Below are 14752 nucleotides of genomic sequence, written 5' to 3'. Positions count from 1 at the left end.
CGCCAATGGTGCCCAACGCCCGGATAAGGACGCCATAAGCATTCGCGCTGATGACCGTCTTACGCCCGACGCGGTGGGATCCGGAACGACAGAGAGGAGTGTGCCGAGATGAGAAGGATGCTCACCGCCGTACCCCTGCTGCTGCTCGCCGCCATCACCGCGTGTAGCGGGGGTGGGGAGGAGGGGCCGGGCGTGGCGACCGTCGGCAACGTCGCCACGGCGTCGGCCAGCCCCGATCCGAGCGCGCCGGCCGCGGATGACGAGGAGCGCAAGCGCCAGTTCACGCAGTGCATGCGCGACGAAGGCATCGACATCGATGACGCGGAGGGGCCGGGACGGGGCGTCCGGGTCCAGGCCGAGAAGCAGAAGATGCAGCGGGCGATGGAGAAGTGCCGCAAGTACCTCCCGAACGGGGGCGAGCCGGAGAAGCCGTCGGCGGCGGACCTCGAGAAGCTGCGCGAGTACGCCAAGTGCATGCGCGAGAACGGCGTCCCCGCCTTCCCCGATCCCGACCCGGAAAGCGGGAGTTTCAAGAACGAGCTGGACAGCGGCATCACCAAGAAGGACATCGAGGCAGCCGACGAGAAGTGCCGGGACAAACTGCCGACCGGTGGCAGGAAGGGCGGCGGTAAGTGAAGCGCGGGGTGATCTTCTCCGGCGTGGCGTTGGTGGCGGTCGCGGCGGCGGGCGTCGCGGCCGCCGGATTCGGGGGCGGCCGAGCCGACGGCACGGAGGAGCCGAGCGCCCAGCCGGCCACCACCACCCAGGTGACCAGACAGACGCTCGTGAAGGCGACCACGGTCGAGGGCGAGCTGAGCCACGGTGACCCGGTGCCTCTCGCATCACAAGCGCAAGGAACGGTGACCTGGCTCCCCGGGGTCGGCGCGACCATCTCGCGCGGCCAGGCGCTGCTGCGCGCGGACGAGCGGCCGGTGGTGCTGCTCTACGGCGCGCTGCCGATCTACCGCCCGCTCGCGGCGGGCGTGGAGGGCGCGGACGTCACGCAGTTCGAGCGCAACCTGCGCGAGCTGGGCTACACCGGGTTCACGGTCGACGACGAGTACACGAGCTCGACGGCCAGCGCGGTCAAGCGCTGGCAGGACGACCTCGGCGTCACCGAGACCGGCACGGTCGACGCGTCGCTTGTCGTGGTCGCCTCGGGGGCGGTACGGGTGGCCGAACTGACCGCGCGGGTCGGTTCGCCGGCGGGCGGCGAGATGTACACGTTCACCGGCACCACCCGCATCATCACCGTGCCGGTGGACGCGGGTGAGGCGGGGTGGGCGGTCAAGAACGCCCCGGTCACCGTCACCCTCCCGGACGGCAAGGAGGTCGCCGGCAAGGTCGCCTCGGTCGGCACGGTGGCTACCGGCGACGACAGCGAGGACCAGGGGCCCAACTCCACCGGTACGGATGACGCCCAGATCCAGGTGACGGTGACGGTCGCCGACCAGCGAGCGCTCGGCTCGCTGGAGCAGACGCCGGTCGACGTCGCGTACGTGGCCGACGAGCGCGAGGACGTGCTGACCGTCCCGGTCGCCGCGCTGCTCGCGCTCGCCGAGGGCGGGTACGGCCTGGAGGTCGTCGAGAACGGCGCCAGCCGGTACGTCGCCGTGGACACGGGACTCTTCGCCGACGGCCGGGTCGAGGTCAGCGGCGGCGGGCTGGCCGAGGGCATGACAGTGGGTCTACCGAAATGATCGAGCTGGACGGGGTTTCCAAGGTCTATCCGGGTGGCGTGACCGCGCTCGACAGCGTCTCTCTCGGCATCGCGACCGGCGAGATGGTGGCGATCGTCGGGCCGTCCGGCTCGGGCAAGTCGACCATGCTGCACGTGATCGGCACGCTCGACCGGCCCACTTCCGGGCGGGTACACATCGACGGGCACGACCTGGCCGGGTTGTCCGACCGGCAGGTGTCCGCGCTGCGCACGTACCGGATCGGGTTCGTCTTCCAGCAGTTCCACCTCGCGGCCGGCGTGCCCGCGGTGGACAACGTGGCCGACGGCCTGCTCTATGCCGGCGTGCCGCTGCGCAAGCGGCGGCGGCACGCCCGGACGGCGCTGGAGCGGGTGGGTCTCGCGCACCGGCTCGACCACCGCCCGCACCAGCTCTCCGGCGGTGAGAAGCAGCGGGTCGCGATCGCCCGTGCGGTGGTGGGGGAGCCGGCGCTGCTGCTTGCCGACGAGCCGACCGGCAACCTCGACTCGGCCTCGGGCGCCGCGGTGATGTCGGTGCTCCGCGATCTCCACGACACGGGTACGACGGTCGTGGTGATCACCCACGACCGGGACATCGCGGGCGCGCTGCCCCGCCAGGTGCACATGCGCGACGGGAAGGTCGTGCCGTGAGGCCGGCGAGGCTGAGCCCGGCCGACGTGGTCCGCGTCGGCGCGGCGGGGCTGCGCGCCCGGCCGCTGCGGGTGTTCCTCTCCGCGCTGGGCATCGCGATCGGCATCGCCGCGATGATCTCCGTGGTCGGCGTCTCGGCGTCGTCCCGGGCCGAGCTGGACCGCACGCTCGATCGGCTCGGCACCAACCTGCTGACGGTCGGCCCGGGCGAGACGCTCTTCGGTGACGCCTCCCGCCTGCCCAAGGAGTCGCTGGCCATGGTCGACCGGATCGGGCCGGTGGAGTCGGTGAGCGCGGTGGGGCGGGTACCGGACGTGGCCGTGTACCGCAACGACCACATCCCGCGCGGCCAGACCGGCAGCATCGCGGTGGTGGCCGCGCGGCTCGACCTGCTCGACACGGTCGCCGCCGAGGTGGCGACCGGCACCTGGCTGACCTCGGCGACCTCCGAATACCCGGGCGTGGTGCTCGGCGCGGTGGCCGCCCGCCGGCTGGACATCCGCGCGGCCGGCGTACGGGTGTGGTTGGGCGGCACGTGGTTCAGCGTGGTCGGCATCCTGCGGCCCGGGCAGCTCGCGCCCGAGCTGGACCAGTCGGCGATGGTCGGTTGGCCGGCCGCGGAGGAGCACCTGGCCTTCGACGGCCATCCGACGATGATCTACACGCGGTCGCGGGAGTCGGCGGTCGAGGACGTGCGGGCGGTGCTCGCCGCGACGGCCAATCCCGAGCAGCCCAACGAGGTCAAGGTATCCCGCCCGTCCGACGCGCTGGAGGCCCAGCGGGCCACCGACGCCACGCTCAACGCGCTGCTGCTCGGCCTCGGCGCGGTGGCGCTGCTGGTCGGCGGCGTGGGCGTGGCCAACACGATGGTGATCTCCGTGCTGGAGCGGCGGGCCGAGATCGGGCTGCGGCGGTCGCTCGGCGCGACGCGGGGGCAGGTCCGCCTCCAGTTCCTGGCCGAGTCGCTGCTGCTGTCCGCGCTCGGCGGCCTCGGCGGCGTGACGCTCGGCGTCGCAGTCACCGCGATCTATGCGGCGACACAGGGCTGGCCCACCGTGGTGCCGCCGCTGGCCACCGCCGGTGGGGTGCTGGCGACGCTGTTCATCGGCGCGATCGCCGGCCTGTACCCGGCGGTGCGCGCCGCCCGCCTCTCACCCACCGAGGCGCTGGCCGCGCCGTGATGCGGCGCGTGCGGCCTGCCTCTCACTCACCGAGGCGCTGGCCGCGCCGTGATCAGGCGTGCTGGGGGAGGGCGACGGTGATTTCCAGGCCGCCGCCCTCCCGCGGCTCGGCGCGTACCGTGCCGCCGTGGGCCATCGCCACCGCGCGGACGATCGACAGGCCCAGGCCGAAGCCACGGCCGCCGTCCACCCGCTCGCGGTGGAGCCGCCGGAACGGCTGGAAGAGGGTCTCGACCTCGTACGCTGGCACGACCGGGCCGGTATTGGTGACGGTGAGCACGGCCCACCCGTTCGCCGCCTGGGTGGTGATTGCCAGCCAGCCGCCCGGGGCGTTGTGGCGCACGGCGTTCTCGACGAGGTTTTGCACCAGCCGCTCCAGCAGGATCGGGTCGCCGCGCGTGGGCGCCGGGGCGAGCTGGCGCACCACCTCCAGCTCGGGTGCCTTGGCCTGGTCGAGCACGAAGTCCGCCACCTCGCACAGGTCGACGGGCGAGTGCTCGGCCACCTCGTTTTCCGCGTCGGCGAGCGTGAGCAGGCCGTCGATCAGCCGCTCGTGGCGCTCGTTGACGGTCAGCAGCGACTCGCCGAGCTGCTTGGTCTCGGCCGCCGCGCCGGGTCGGGTGACCGCCAGCTCCACGAGCGCCCGGTTGAGCGCGAGCGGCGTGCGCAGCTCGTGCGACGCGTTGGCCACGAAGCGCCGCTGTCCGTCGAAGGAGCGGTCCAGCCGCTCGAGCATCACGTTGAAGGTCTCGGCAAGCTCCTTGACCTCGTCGCGCGGCCCGGCGAGCGCGATCCGCTCGTGCAGTGCCGCACGGGCGCCGTCGGCGCCGGCGATGCGGCGGGCCGTGTCGGTGATCCGGTGCAGCGGCTGGAGCGCCCGCCCGGCCACCAGCCAGCCGAACGCGCCGGCGACGACACCCACGCCCAGCAGGGCTATGCCGCCCTGGGTGAGCAGCGAGTTGAGCGCGTCCGCGCGGAGCTGCTCCCGCTCGGCCTGTGCGTTGAGGATCGCCTGCTTGATCACCTCAGGGTTGCCGAACCTCTCGAACACCTGCTCGTTGCGCAGCGCGAGGTCGCCGGGGTCGGTGAGGTTGCGGTCGAGGCGCTGCGCCATCAGCAGGTACGTCACGCCGAGCAGCACCGCGCCGGCGAGGAAGAAGAGCCCGCCGTAGAGCACCGTCAGCCGTACCCGGATCGTCCATCGGTTCATGGCACTCGGTACCCCACTCCCGGTACGGTCTCCACCACCTGCGGTTCGCCCAGCTTGCGGCGCAGCTTCATCACCGTGACCCGCACGACGTTGGTGAACGGGTCGATGTGCTCGTCCCAGGCCTTCTCCAGCAGCTGCTCGGCGGAGACGACCGCGCCGCCGGCCCGCATCAGCTCGCTCAGCACCGCGAACTCCTTGTTGGCCAGCGGCACGAAGCGCCCGTCCCGGAAGACCTCGCGCCGGGCCGGGTCGAGCCGGATGCCGGCGCGTTCCAGCACCGGTGGCACGGCCGGGCGGGCCCGCCGGCCGAGCGCGTGCACGCGTGCCGACAGCTCGGCGAACGCGAACGGCTTGGTCAGGTAGTCGTCGGCGCCGATGCCCAGGCCGGCGACCCGGTCGCGGATGCCGGCGGCGGCGGTCAGCATGAGCACCCGGGCCGCCGCGCCGGACTCGACGATCGCGCGGCACACCTCGTCTCCGTGCACCACGGGCAGGTCCCGATCGAGTACGACCACGTCGTACTCGTTGACGCCGAACCGCTCCAGGGCGGCTTCGCCGTCGTAGACGACGTCGACCGCGAACGCCTCCCGCCGCAGCCACTCGGCGACCGCGTCGGCCAACACCTTCTCGTCTTCGACCACCAGGATCCGCACCCCACCATGGTCACTCGGCGGCGGATAACGCCGGCGTTAACTCGCGGCGTTACGGCGTGGTTATGGGCGAGTCGCTTCACTTCCGGGACATGAGAAGACTCGTGGTAGTCGCGTTCGCGGCGGTGCTGGTGGCCGGATGCGGCGGGACGGACAGCGACGACGGCATAGCGACCGCGTCCAACGGTGGGGCCAGCCCCACGGCGAGCGCCAGCGCGAGCGCGGACAGCGCCGACCAGAACCGCAAGTTCGCCCAATGCATGCGGGACAACGGCGTACCCGACTTCCCCGATCCGGGCCCGGACGGCACCTTCGGCGGCGGAAACCCCCAGGCGATGCGTGCGGTACTCGACTCGGACAAGGGGCGGGCGGCGCTCGACAAGTGCCGCGACCTGGCGCCCAACGGGGGTGAACGGCGGGATCTGGACCCCGCGCAGCAGGAGCAGCTGCGGCAGTGGGCGCAGTGCATGCGTGACAACGGCGTCGACGTACCGGATCCGGACCCCAACAGCGGCTCGCTCTTCGGCGGCGGCGGGGAGCTCCCGTTCGACATGGACGACCCCAAGTTCCAGAAGGCCATGGAGGCCTGCCAGGACAAGTTCACATTCCGGCAAGGGCAGGGCTCATGAGGCGCGGTGCCGTGCTGGGAGCCGGGGGCCTGGTGCTCGTGGTCGCGGCCGGCGCCGCCGCCACGGTCGGTTTCGGTGGCGCCGACGCGTCGACACCCGAGCGCAGCGCCCAACCACCCGCCACCGCGAAGGTCACCCGCGCCACCCTCACCCAGACCGAGACGGTGGACGGCACCCTCGGGTACGGCGACGCGACGGCGCTCAAGGCGCGCGGGTCGGGCGGGACGCTCACCTGGCTGCCGGCCGAGGGCGCGGTGGTGAGCCGGGGCAAACCACTGTACGAAGTGGACGGCGACCCCGTGGTACTCCTCTATGGAGCGTCGCCGCTCTACCGCACGCTCTCGGCCGGCGTCGAGGGCGCGGACGTCAAGCTCTTCGAGCAGAACCTTTCTGCGCTCGGCTACGACGGGTTCACCGTGGACGACGAGTACACGTCGTCCACAGCGGACGCGGTCGAGGAGTGGCAGGAAGACCTGGGCATCTCGTCCACGGGCGCCGTCGGAGTCGGACAGGTCGCGGTCGCACCCGGCCAGCTCCGTGTCGCTGACCTCCAGCTCAGCACCGGCGATCCGGCGAACGGACCCGTGTTCACCTATACCGGCACCACGCGGGTGGTCACCGTGGACCTGGAGGTGGACAAACAGCAGCTGGTGAAGAAGGGCACCGCGGCCACCGTCGAGCTGCCGGACGGCAAGCGCGTGCAGGGCAAGGTTTCCGAGGTCGGCACCGTGGCGGCCACGACGAAGGTCGGCGACGACGAGACCACCACCCTCGACGTGACCGTCACCGTCGCCGACCAGAAGGCACTAGGCACGCTCGACGAGGCGCCGGTCGACGTGATCCTCCAGGCCGAGCAGCGCAAGGACGTCCTCACCGTGCCGCTCAACGCCCTGGTCGCCCTCGCCGAAGGCGGGTACGGCGTGCAGGTGGTGGAGGGCGCCACGACGCGGTACGTGGCCGTCGACACCGGCATGTTCGCCGGCGGCAAGGTGGAGGTCACCGGCGCCGGTCTGACCGAAGGGCTGGTCGTGGGGGTTCCCAAGTGATCTTTTTGGAGCGGGTCTCCAAGACCTACCCGGGCGGCGTGACCGCGCTCCGCGACGCCTCCCTCTCGATCGCCGCGGGCGAGCTCGTCGCGATCGTCGGGCCGTCAGGGTCGGGAAAATCTACGATGCTCCACCTGATCGGCACCCTCGACCGCCCGTCGTCCGGCCAGGTCACCATCGACGGGTACGACGTGTCCGTGCTGTCCGACCGGTCGCTTTCCGCGTTGCGTTCGACCCGGATCGGGTTTGTCTTCCAGCAGTTCCATCTGGCCGCCGGTGTGCCGGTGGTGGACAACGTGGCCGACGGCCTGCTCTACGCCGGCGTGCCGCTGCGGGAGCGGCGGCGGCGCGCCCGCGCCGCGCTGGAGCGGGTCGGGCTCGGGCACCGCCTGGACCACCGGCCTCACGAGCTGTCCGGCGGGGAACGGCAACGGGTGGCGGTCGCGCGGGCGGTGGTGGGGGAGCCGCCGATCCTGCTGGCCGACGAGCCGACCGGCAACCTCGACTCGGCGTCCGGCGCGGCGGTGATGGCATTGCTGCACGACCTGCACGCCAGCGGTACGACCGTCGTCGTGATCACCCACGACCTGGACATCGCCGCCTCGCTGCCCCGGCAGGTGCGCATGCGCGACGGGCAGGTGCTGTCGTGAAGCCGGCGCGACTGTCCCCTATGGACGTCGTGCGGGTGGGCGCGTCCGGACTCCGGTCCCGGCCGCTGCGGGTGTTTCTGTCCGCGCTGGGCATCGCGATCGGGATTGCCGCGATGCTTGCCGTCGTGGGCATCTCCACGTCGTCCCGCGCCGAGCTCGACCGCACCCTGGACAAGCTCGGCACCAACCTGCTCACCGTCGGCCCCGGACAGACCTTCTTCGGCGAGGAGTCGCACCTGCCGGAGGAGGCGATCGGCATGATCGACCGGATCGGCCCGGTCGAGTCCGTCAGCGCCACCGGCAACGTCGACGCCAAGGTCTACCGCACCGACCAGATCCCCACCGCCGAGTCCGGCGGGATCGGGGTACGCGCCGCTCGTACCGACCTGCCCGGCACGGTGGGCGCCACGATGGCGAGCGGCACGTGGCTGAACGACCGCACCGCCGAGTACCCCGCCGTCGTACTCGGCTCGACCGCGGCCGACCGGCTCGGTGTCGCCCTGGCCGGACCGTCGGTGCAGGTGTGGCTCGGCGAGCGGTGGTTCACGGTGGTCGGTGTGCTCGCCCCGGTGCCGCTGGCCGCCGAGCTCGACACGGCCGCGCTGGTCGGCTGGTCGGTGGCCACGTCGGAGCTCGGCTTCGACGGGTACGCCACCACCGTCTACACCCGCACGACCGAGTCCTCGGTGGAGGCTGTCCAGGGCGTGCTCGCGGCCACCGCCAACCCGGAAAACCCCAACGAGGTCGAGGTGTCCCGCCCGTCCGACGCGCTGGCCGCCAAGCAGGCGACCGACGAAGCCCTGAACGGCCTGCTACTCGGCCTCGGCGCGGTCGCCTTGCTGGTCGGCGGCGTCGGCGTGGCCAACACCATGGTCATCTCGGTGCTCGAACGGCGCGCCGAGATCGGTCTGCGCCGCTCGCTGGGCGCCACCCGGGGCCAGATCCGCCTCCAGTTTCTGGCCGAGTCGCTGCTGCTGTCGGCGCTCGGCGGCCTCGCGGGCGTACTGGTCGGCATCGGCGTGACCGGCGTGTACTCCTGGACCCAGGAGTGGCCCACGGTGGTCCCCGCCTGGGCGATGGGAGGCGGCCTGGTCGCCACCCTGCTGATCGGCGCCGTGGCCGGCCTCTACCCGGCTGTCCGCGCCTCCCGCCTGGCCCCCACGGAGGCCCTCGCGACCCCTTAGGCGATCGCGGTGTCCAGGGCGATCTCGACCATCTCGGCGAACGTACGCTCGCGCTCCTCGGCGGTCGTGCGTTCGCCGGTCTTGATGTGGTCGCTCACCGTCAGCACCGTCAGCGCCCGGGCCTTGAACCTCGCCGCGATCGTGTACAGCGCGGCGGACTCCATCTCCACGGCCAGCACGCCGTAGTCGGCGAGGGTGTCGTAGAGGTCGGGGCGGTCGGTGTAGAAGGCGTCGGCGGCGAGAATCGGCCCCACGTGCATCTGGACGCCCCGCCGCTCGGCCACGTCCACAGCGGTGCGGAGCAGGCCGAAGTCCGCCACCGGGGCGTAGTCGATCAGGCCGTCGAAGCGCATCCGGTTCATGTTCGAGTCGGTCGAGGACCCGATCGCCGCGACCACGTCCCGCAGCTTCAGCGACTCGGTGAGCGCGCCGCACGACCCGACCCGGATGAGGGTCTTGACGCCGTACTCGTTGATCAGCTCGTGGGCGTAGATCGACGCGGACGGCATGCCCATGCCCGACCCCTGCACCGACACGCGGACCCCTTGGTAGGTCCCGGTGAAGCCGAACATGTTGCGGACCGTCGAGTAGCACTTGGCGTCCTCGAGGTAGTGCTCCGCGATCCACTTGGCCCGCAGCGGATCCCCCGGCATCAGGACCCGCTCCGCGATCTCGCCCGGCTTGGCGCCGATGTGCGTACTCATGACCGCGATCCTGCCAGGCGGCATGCCCCCGAGGAGCGACCCCCACCGGTCGGGTACCCTTCTCGGCGGTGGTGTGTCCGAGTGGCCTAAGGAGCACGCCTCGAAAGCGTGTGAGGGTGCAAGCCCTCCGCGGGTTCAAATCCCGCCGCCACCGCTCCCAAGCAGGCAGAGTGCCTGGCTGGCGCTCGCAAACCAGCCAGGCGTTTGTGCCATGTGGGTTCAGTTGTGCCCGCGCGAGGCCTGGTGAGGCCCCTGGCGGCACTTCGTCGCCGTCCGTTAGGTCGGCGTTCGAGCGCCAGAGCAAGCCGCCGACTCGGTTGGCGACCTTCTGCCGTACATGCCTCCGGACGTTGGCACCGTACAGCCCGCAGCGTTACGGGGGCCGCCCCACCCGTGTATCGAAATGACGGCAGTATCGGCAACGTATATGGAAAGCCGTACCGAAACGCGACACGCGACGTTCGTAGTGGTGGATAAGCGGCAGGCCGCTTTAGATTTGAAGACAGGCGGGCCTACAGCATCACCTAGCGCCCGCGAATACGTTTTCCAAGGTCGGAGTCCGGGTTAAGGACAGCGTCGCAAACGCGGTGTCCGGAGTCTTTTGCGCCGCCCGCGAACGAAAGCCCGCCGCTTGCGGTTCGCTTAGCTGCGACGCCCTCCCAATACTTCTCTTCACGCTCCCATCGAACCTGCCGGAGGAGCGAGTGAAGTTGGTCGCTCGTAAGTCGCGGCTGTTCTCTCGTCCAGCTGGTCGTCCGATGTGCGGCTGCTCCCACACCAGCGAGGATCGCGGGGGCGGTCAAGGCGGAGCGCGTTGCCAGGTCATCGGAAAAGGCTCGGACGAGACTGGAGACGGTGGATGAGACTTCGTTGAGCGCAATCTGAGGCTCAATATCAGCGAGATCAGACTTTTCGATCGTTCCCGAGGTTGCCTCTATGCCCGGTTTGCCGAAGAGTACCGTTACGCAGAGGGATCGAAGCCCAGAAAGCGTCATCCACTCTGGATCACTCTGCCCTAGTTGGCGTTTGCGTGAGTTCACGAAATGGCTGAAGCTCTCACTCTTGCCGCCAACCGATACCTCCGTAATCGACAGAACGCGTTGAGCAATCGTCGTGCCGAAATCGCGCTGGTCCATCGAGAGAGCTAGGGTCTTGGCGACTGACACGCCGAACAAGTTCCGGTCATGGAAGATCTGTCGAGCATCGCTGGTTGTTATGTCCCAGTAGATCTCGAAGGCAACAGGGGTCCGGCCAATGGTCGCCTCGTCCAGATCGAATGCTGCTGGGTCGTTCATGATCGCGTGCATTGCGGCAACCTGGGTTTCGCCATCGATGGCTACGATAGGGACCCCCAGTGGCAACGATGCGACGCCGTCCGGCCCGGGTTCTAGCGGTCGCGAAGACCAGAGGCAGATTGGAGGCGAGGACCATGCTTTGTCGAGTTCACCCCGCAGCCCCGCGGCAATGTAGGCGGCGTACGGCTTCACGTTCTTGCCTTTTGCGGTGCCCTTCAGCAGGCGCTGGACTTCGGATCGCAGCTCCGCATGCTCCCGTAGCTTGCGGTCGCTCCGGAGGGCCGTCGCGTTCTCCTCCCTGACAGGGTCCGGGACGAGCGTAAGGAGCGTGCCCCAGGTCATCACCCCCACCGCAGCGTATTGACGGAACGGCATCAGCCGGATCGGCACGCCCTCCAGTACACCAAACGTCACCCTTTGCTCCTCACCGTGTGGTCTGTAGCGCGGACATTACGTTGGAGTGGTTCATCACCGCAACCCCCGCAGTTACCTGAACTGGAACTGCGGGAGAACCAGTACGCGCGCACGCGGTGCCGCAATGCTTCAGCGGCCTCCCCGCGGGCGCCGCCGAAGGAGATGCGTCCCTGGTGGAAGCACGTCAGTGGCAGCACCGCAGAGACGTCAGCTCCGCTTCAAGCTCTTGGCTCGGGCAACGCGGCAACGGGAGCGGCCGCGCCGAACCGGACCAGCCGGCGCCTGCTCCTGGACAGTCTCAGTTGTCGTCTCATTCGAGGGGGAACCAGGTTGTGTGGCGGCCTACCCAAGATTGTCTGTTGCCTGGTACGCACGGCGCCGGTCGCGGTGTGCGTCTGGCGACTCCAATGAGCCGCTGGGCCTTCGCTTATCCCATGGTCACCAGGCGGGACCAACCGGCCTCATCGTCACCTGCGAGCAGGTGCACGTCGACACTGCGGCAGACTTGGAACCAGGTCGGGTCTGTGACTCGGCTAACGACCAGCACCGCCGTGGCAGGGCAACGTTGGGCAGTGACACGGTGCCGATACTCGATCACTTGGCCGAGTCCGAGCCTCAGCTGATTGATGTCGTTACCGCCGCTACAGCTTTTGACTTCGGCGATCATCTGGAAGCCCGCCGGACTTTGCCAGGCGATGTCTACAGGTGGGTCGACCAGCTCGCCCGCGAGGATCCCACGGCCGTTTAGATAGTCGATGAGCCGCCGGCAGAGGGCGTCGTGCTCCATCAGAGCGGCTTCCTTCGCCTCTGGGCTCGTTGCTTGCATGGATGGGTAAAGGCCTTCGGCGGGCTTGCCGCGATAGGAGCGATCGAAGCCGGGACCGGCCGTCCCCTCTGCCTTCCGGTCGTCACGCGATGCTTCGCCCAACAGCCGCAAACGGATCTGGGCGGCCTCGGCATGCATCTCTACTGGACGGGCCTGGAAGTCCTCGAACACCTCGTGGTCCAGCCGGTTGCCATTGCTGCGTGGATCGACGATGTTCAGCGTTTTGCGGGCAACTCCTGCAGGATTTCGGAAGTCGGGGTGCTTACGACCTGGGTGGATCGCGGAGCTTTGTAGCAGCGCCGACAGCTCTTTGACTCGTGCCTCGTCTGCCCCAAGCTGTCGCCCTCCGTTTTGGACGACGAGCTCGCAAGCGAGGAGGATCTCTTCGCGGGTCCAATCAGGTCTGGGCAGACTCACGACGCGAAATCCGAGTTTCTGAAGCAGCCGAGCAACGGCTGCTTCCGCGCCCTTGAGATCCGCGCGGGTCAGAGGCTGACCCTCGCTCCGTTCGTGAGCCACGCTCATGATCGCCCCCACGTCGTACAACTTGTCTTCGTGATCCAAGAAGTAGGCATAGCTTGTGCCGAAGTGGGCGGCCTTAAGAAAGGCGCGGCGGCCGAGGTCATCGCATTGTGCGATCGCGGCCAAGACGTTGGCTTGCGTCACGGCGTCGAGGTTCACGGTGAGACGGTACGACGGCCGTATGACCAGTCTTGGCGGACCGCCCCCAACCCGACGGTGTCCCCAGGTTGTCCACAGGCTGTGGATAGCACGTGTGTACGAGTGGGTGGGCCAAGCGAAAGGCCCGGCAGCCATGACAGCGACCGGGCCTTCGAGGGTGGCGGAGGATACGAGATTCGAACTCGTGAGGGGTTGCCCCCAACACGCTTTCCAAGCGTGCGCCCTAGGCCTCTAGGCGAATCCTCCGCCGGACAGAGTACAGGCATACCCCGCCGGGGGACGAAGCAGGCGCACGGCGCACCGCCCGCCCCGGGTCCCGGCCTTCCGGGCGCGGCCCGGTAGACTTGGCGGCGCCCCTCGTGCGGCGTCATCCTGTGAACCTCCCCAGGGCCGGAAGGCAGCAAGGATAAGCGGGCTCTGACGGGTGCACGGGGGGCCTCTTCATGGTCAGAGCGGCCCAAGAGGTCAAAGCGGCCCCCGAGAGGTCGAAGCGGCCCAAGAGGTCAAAGCGACCCCCATGAGGTCGAAGTGGCCGCCAGAAGCACCCGGCCGAGTGTCGTACCCCGCTGGCAAGCTCCCCGGCAGGCGGGGAGAATGGCGCGGTCGAGAGGAGGCGGCGAGAGTGGCACTGGCGCTCTACCGCAAGTACCGGCCCCGCACGTTCGCAGAGGTCATCGGGCAGGAGCACGTCACCGAGCCGCTGTCGCAGGCGTTGCGGAGCGGGCGGCTGCACCACGCCTACCTGTTCTCGGGGCCGCGCGGGTGTGGCAAGACCTCGAGTGCCCGCATCCTGGCCCGCTCGCTCAACTGCGAGCGCGGGCCCACGCCGGAGCCGTGCGGCCAGTGCGACTCGTGCAAGTCGCTGGCCAACGACGGGTCCGGGTCGATCGACGTCATCGAGATCGACGCGGCCAGCCACGGTGGTGTCGACGACGCGCGTGAGCTGCGGGAGCGGGCGTTCTTCGCGCCGGCGACCAGCCGATACAAGATCTACGTGATCGACGAGGCGCACATGGTCTCGTCGGCGGGCTTCAACGCGCTGCTCAAGCTGGTCGAGGAGCCGCCCGACTACGTCAAGTTCATCTTCGCGACCACCGAGCCGGAGAAGGTGCTCGGGACGATCAAGTCGCGTACGCATCATTACCCCTTCCGGCTGATCCCGCCCGGGGTGTTGCGTCCTTATCTCGAGCAGCTGTGCGCGGCCGAGAGCGCCAAGGTCGAGTCGGCGGTGTTCCCGCTGGTGGTGCGGGCCGGTGGGGGCAGCGCACGTGACACGCTCTCGGTGCTCGACCAGCTGATCGCCGGCGCCGGTCCGGAGGGTGTGACCTACGCGCGGGCGGTCGCGCTGCTAGGTGTGACCGACGTGGCCCTGATCGACGAGATGTGCGACGCGCTGGCGGCCGGGGATGGCGCCGCTGCCTACGGCACGATCGACCGGGTGGCGGAGGCGGGGCACGACCCGCGGCGGTTCGCGTCCGATCTGCTGGAGCGGCTGCGCGACCTGATCGTGCTTCAGCAGGTGCCCGATGCCGCGACCAAGGGGCTGATCGACGGGCCCAGCGACCAGATCGAGCGGATGGTGGCGCAGTCGGCGCGGCTCGGTCCGGCGACGCTCTCGCGATGCGCCGACATTGTCCACAACGGACTTGTGGAGATGCGCGGCACCACCGCGCCGCGGCTTCTGCTTGAGCTGATCACCGCGCGCATGCTGCTGCCGGGGGCCGACAAGACCGAAGACCTGCTCCAGCGCCTGGAGCGGGTGGAGCGCGGGGTCACTGTCCCAGTGGAAGCGGCGCGGCCGCAGCCCCAAGCGCGAGCCTCAGCGCCACCCGCGCCGGCCGCGACGCCACCCGCGCCGGCCGCCGCGCCACCCGCGCCGGCCGCGACGCCACCCGCGCCGGCCTCAGCGCCACCCGCGCCGGCCTCAGCGCC

At 69.9% G+C, this 14752-nt stretch carries 14 protein-coding genes, 2 tRNA genes and 1 other RNA gene; 11 read left to right on the top strand and 6 right to left on the bottom strand.

The window, feature by feature from the left end; all coding sequences use genetic code 11:
• Window positions 1-108 precede the first annotated feature (108 nt).
• Genes ACTMTJ_RS10035 through ACTMTJ_RS10020 form a run of 4 tightly spaced genes read left to right on the top strand, consistent with a single transcriptional unit; the run spans window position 109 to window position 3531 of the window.
• Window positions 109-636, top strand: a complete 528-nt coding sequence (locus tag ACTMTJ_RS10035) for a hypothetical protein (RefSeq protein ID WP_441215877.1) — start codon at window positions 109-111, stop codon at window positions 634-636.
• Complete coding sequence (locus tag ACTMTJ_RS10030) at window positions 633-1700, top strand: peptidoglycan-binding protein (RefSeq protein ID WP_441215876.1); 1068 nt, start codon at window positions 633-635, stop codon at window positions 1698-1700. Before ACTMTJ_RS10035 ends, ACTMTJ_RS10030 begins: the two co-directional genes overlap by 4 nt.
• Complete coding sequence (locus ACTMTJ_RS10025) at window positions 1697-2350, top strand: ABC transporter ATP-binding protein (protein ID WP_441215875.1); 654 nt, start codon at window positions 1697-1699, stop codon at window positions 2348-2350. The genes ACTMTJ_RS10030 and ACTMTJ_RS10025 overlap by 4 nt, the downstream gene beginning before the upstream one ends.
• On the top strand, window positions 2347-3531 hold the full coding sequence (locus ACTMTJ_RS10020; protein ID WP_441215874.1) for an ABC transporter permease: 1185 nt from the start codon (window positions 2347-2349) through the stop codon (window positions 3529-3531). The genes ACTMTJ_RS10025 and ACTMTJ_RS10020 overlap by 4 nt, the downstream gene beginning before the upstream one ends.
• A gap of 52 nt (window positions 3532-3583) precedes the next feature.
• On the opposite strand, the gene ACTMTJ_RS10015 is transcribed toward ACTMTJ_RS10020, so the two are convergent.
• Window positions 3584-4741, bottom strand: coding sequence for a sensor histidine kinase (locus ACTMTJ_RS10015; protein WP_441215873.1), 1158 nt, complete (start codon window positions 4739-4741; stop codon window positions 3584-3586).
• The gene (locus tag ACTMTJ_RS10010) at window positions 4738-5394 is read right to left on the bottom strand and encodes a response regulator transcription factor (RefSeq protein WP_441215872.1); all 657 of its coding nucleotides are present in this window, start codon (window positions 5392-5394) and stop codon (window positions 4738-4740) included. The genes ACTMTJ_RS10015 and ACTMTJ_RS10010 overlap by 4 nt, the downstream gene beginning before the upstream one ends.
• Before the next feature lie 89 nt (window positions 5395-5483).
• Between ACTMTJ_RS10010 and ACTMTJ_RS10005 the strand changes: the two genes are divergently transcribed.
• From ACTMTJ_RS10005 to ACTMTJ_RS09990, 4 genes are read left to right on the top strand one after another with little or no spacing between them, the layout of a single operon-like run.
• A complete protein-coding gene (locus ACTMTJ_RS10005) occupies window positions 5484-6020 on the top strand; it encodes a hypothetical protein (RefSeq protein ID WP_441215871.1) in 537 nt (178 codons plus the stop codon).
• Window positions 6017-7066, top strand: coding sequence for a peptidoglycan-binding protein (locus ACTMTJ_RS10000; protein ID WP_441215870.1), 1050 nt, complete (start codon window positions 6017-6019; stop codon window positions 7064-7066). Before ACTMTJ_RS10005 ends, ACTMTJ_RS10000 begins: the two co-directional genes overlap by 4 nt.
• The gene (locus ACTMTJ_RS09995) at window positions 7063-7716 is read left to right on the top strand and encodes an ABC transporter ATP-binding protein (RefSeq protein WP_441215869.1); all 654 of its coding nucleotides are present in this window, start codon (window positions 7063-7065) and stop codon (window positions 7714-7716) included. Before ACTMTJ_RS10000 ends, ACTMTJ_RS09995 begins: the two co-directional genes overlap by 4 nt.
• 20 nt (window positions 7717-7736) lie before the next feature.
• Window positions 7737-8900, top strand: coding sequence for an ABC transporter permease (locus ACTMTJ_RS09990; protein WP_441216303.1), 1164 nt, complete (start codon window positions 7737-7739; stop codon window positions 8898-8900).
• Here the strand turns inward: ACTMTJ_RS09990 and deoD are convergent.
• Window positions 8897-9604, bottom strand: a complete 708-nt coding sequence (gene deoD / locus ACTMTJ_RS09985; RefSeq protein WP_441215868.1) for a purine-nucleoside phosphorylase — start codon at window positions 9602-9604, stop codon at window positions 8897-8899. The genes ACTMTJ_RS09990 and deoD overlap by 4 nt on opposite strands.
• A 67-nt stretch (window positions 9605-9671) precedes the next feature.
• On the opposite strand from deoD, the gene ACTMTJ_RS09980 reads away from it, so the two are divergent.
• Window positions 9672-9758 (top strand) — tRNA-Ser (locus tag ACTMTJ_RS09980).
• A gap of 370 nt (window positions 9759-10128) precedes the next feature.
• Here the strand turns inward: ACTMTJ_RS09980 and ACTMTJ_RS09975 are convergent.
• From ACTMTJ_RS09975 to ACTMTJ_RS09965, 3 genes are all read right to left on the bottom strand, one after another.
• Window positions 10129-11313, bottom strand: a complete 1185-nt coding sequence (locus tag ACTMTJ_RS09975) for a DNA sulfur modification protein DndB (RefSeq protein ID WP_441215867.1) — start codon at window positions 11311-11313, stop codon at window positions 10129-10131.
• Between the two features lie 427 nt (window positions 11314-11740).
• A complete protein-coding gene (locus ACTMTJ_RS09970) occupies window positions 11741-12820 on the bottom strand; it encodes a hypothetical protein (RefSeq protein ID WP_441215866.1) in 1080 nt (359 codons plus the stop codon).
• 158 nt (window positions 12821-12978) lie between these two features.
• Window positions 12979-13066, bottom strand: a tRNA-Ser gene (locus ACTMTJ_RS09965).
• Window positions 13067-13169: 103 nt separating this feature from the next.
• Between ACTMTJ_RS09965 and ffs the strand changes: the two genes are divergently transcribed.
• An RNA gene (ffs, locus tag ACTMTJ_RS09960) (signal recognition particle sRNA small type) lies at window positions 13170-13263 on the top strand.
• A 179-nt stretch (window positions 13264-13442) separates the two neighbouring features.
• The coding region (locus tag ACTMTJ_RS09955; protein ID WP_441215865.1) for a DNA polymerase III subunit gamma and tau at window positions 13443-14752 on the top strand (1310 nt) is incomplete at its 3' end.

It is taken from the genome of Phytohabitans sp. LJ34 (assembly GCF_052068095.1).
Taxonomy (GTDB): Bacteria; Actinomycetota; Actinomycetes; order Mycobacteriales; family Micromonosporaceae; genus Phytohabitans.
Note: the sequence above shows the minus strand (reverse complement) of the source record. Positions and strands in the feature narration are given on the sequence as shown.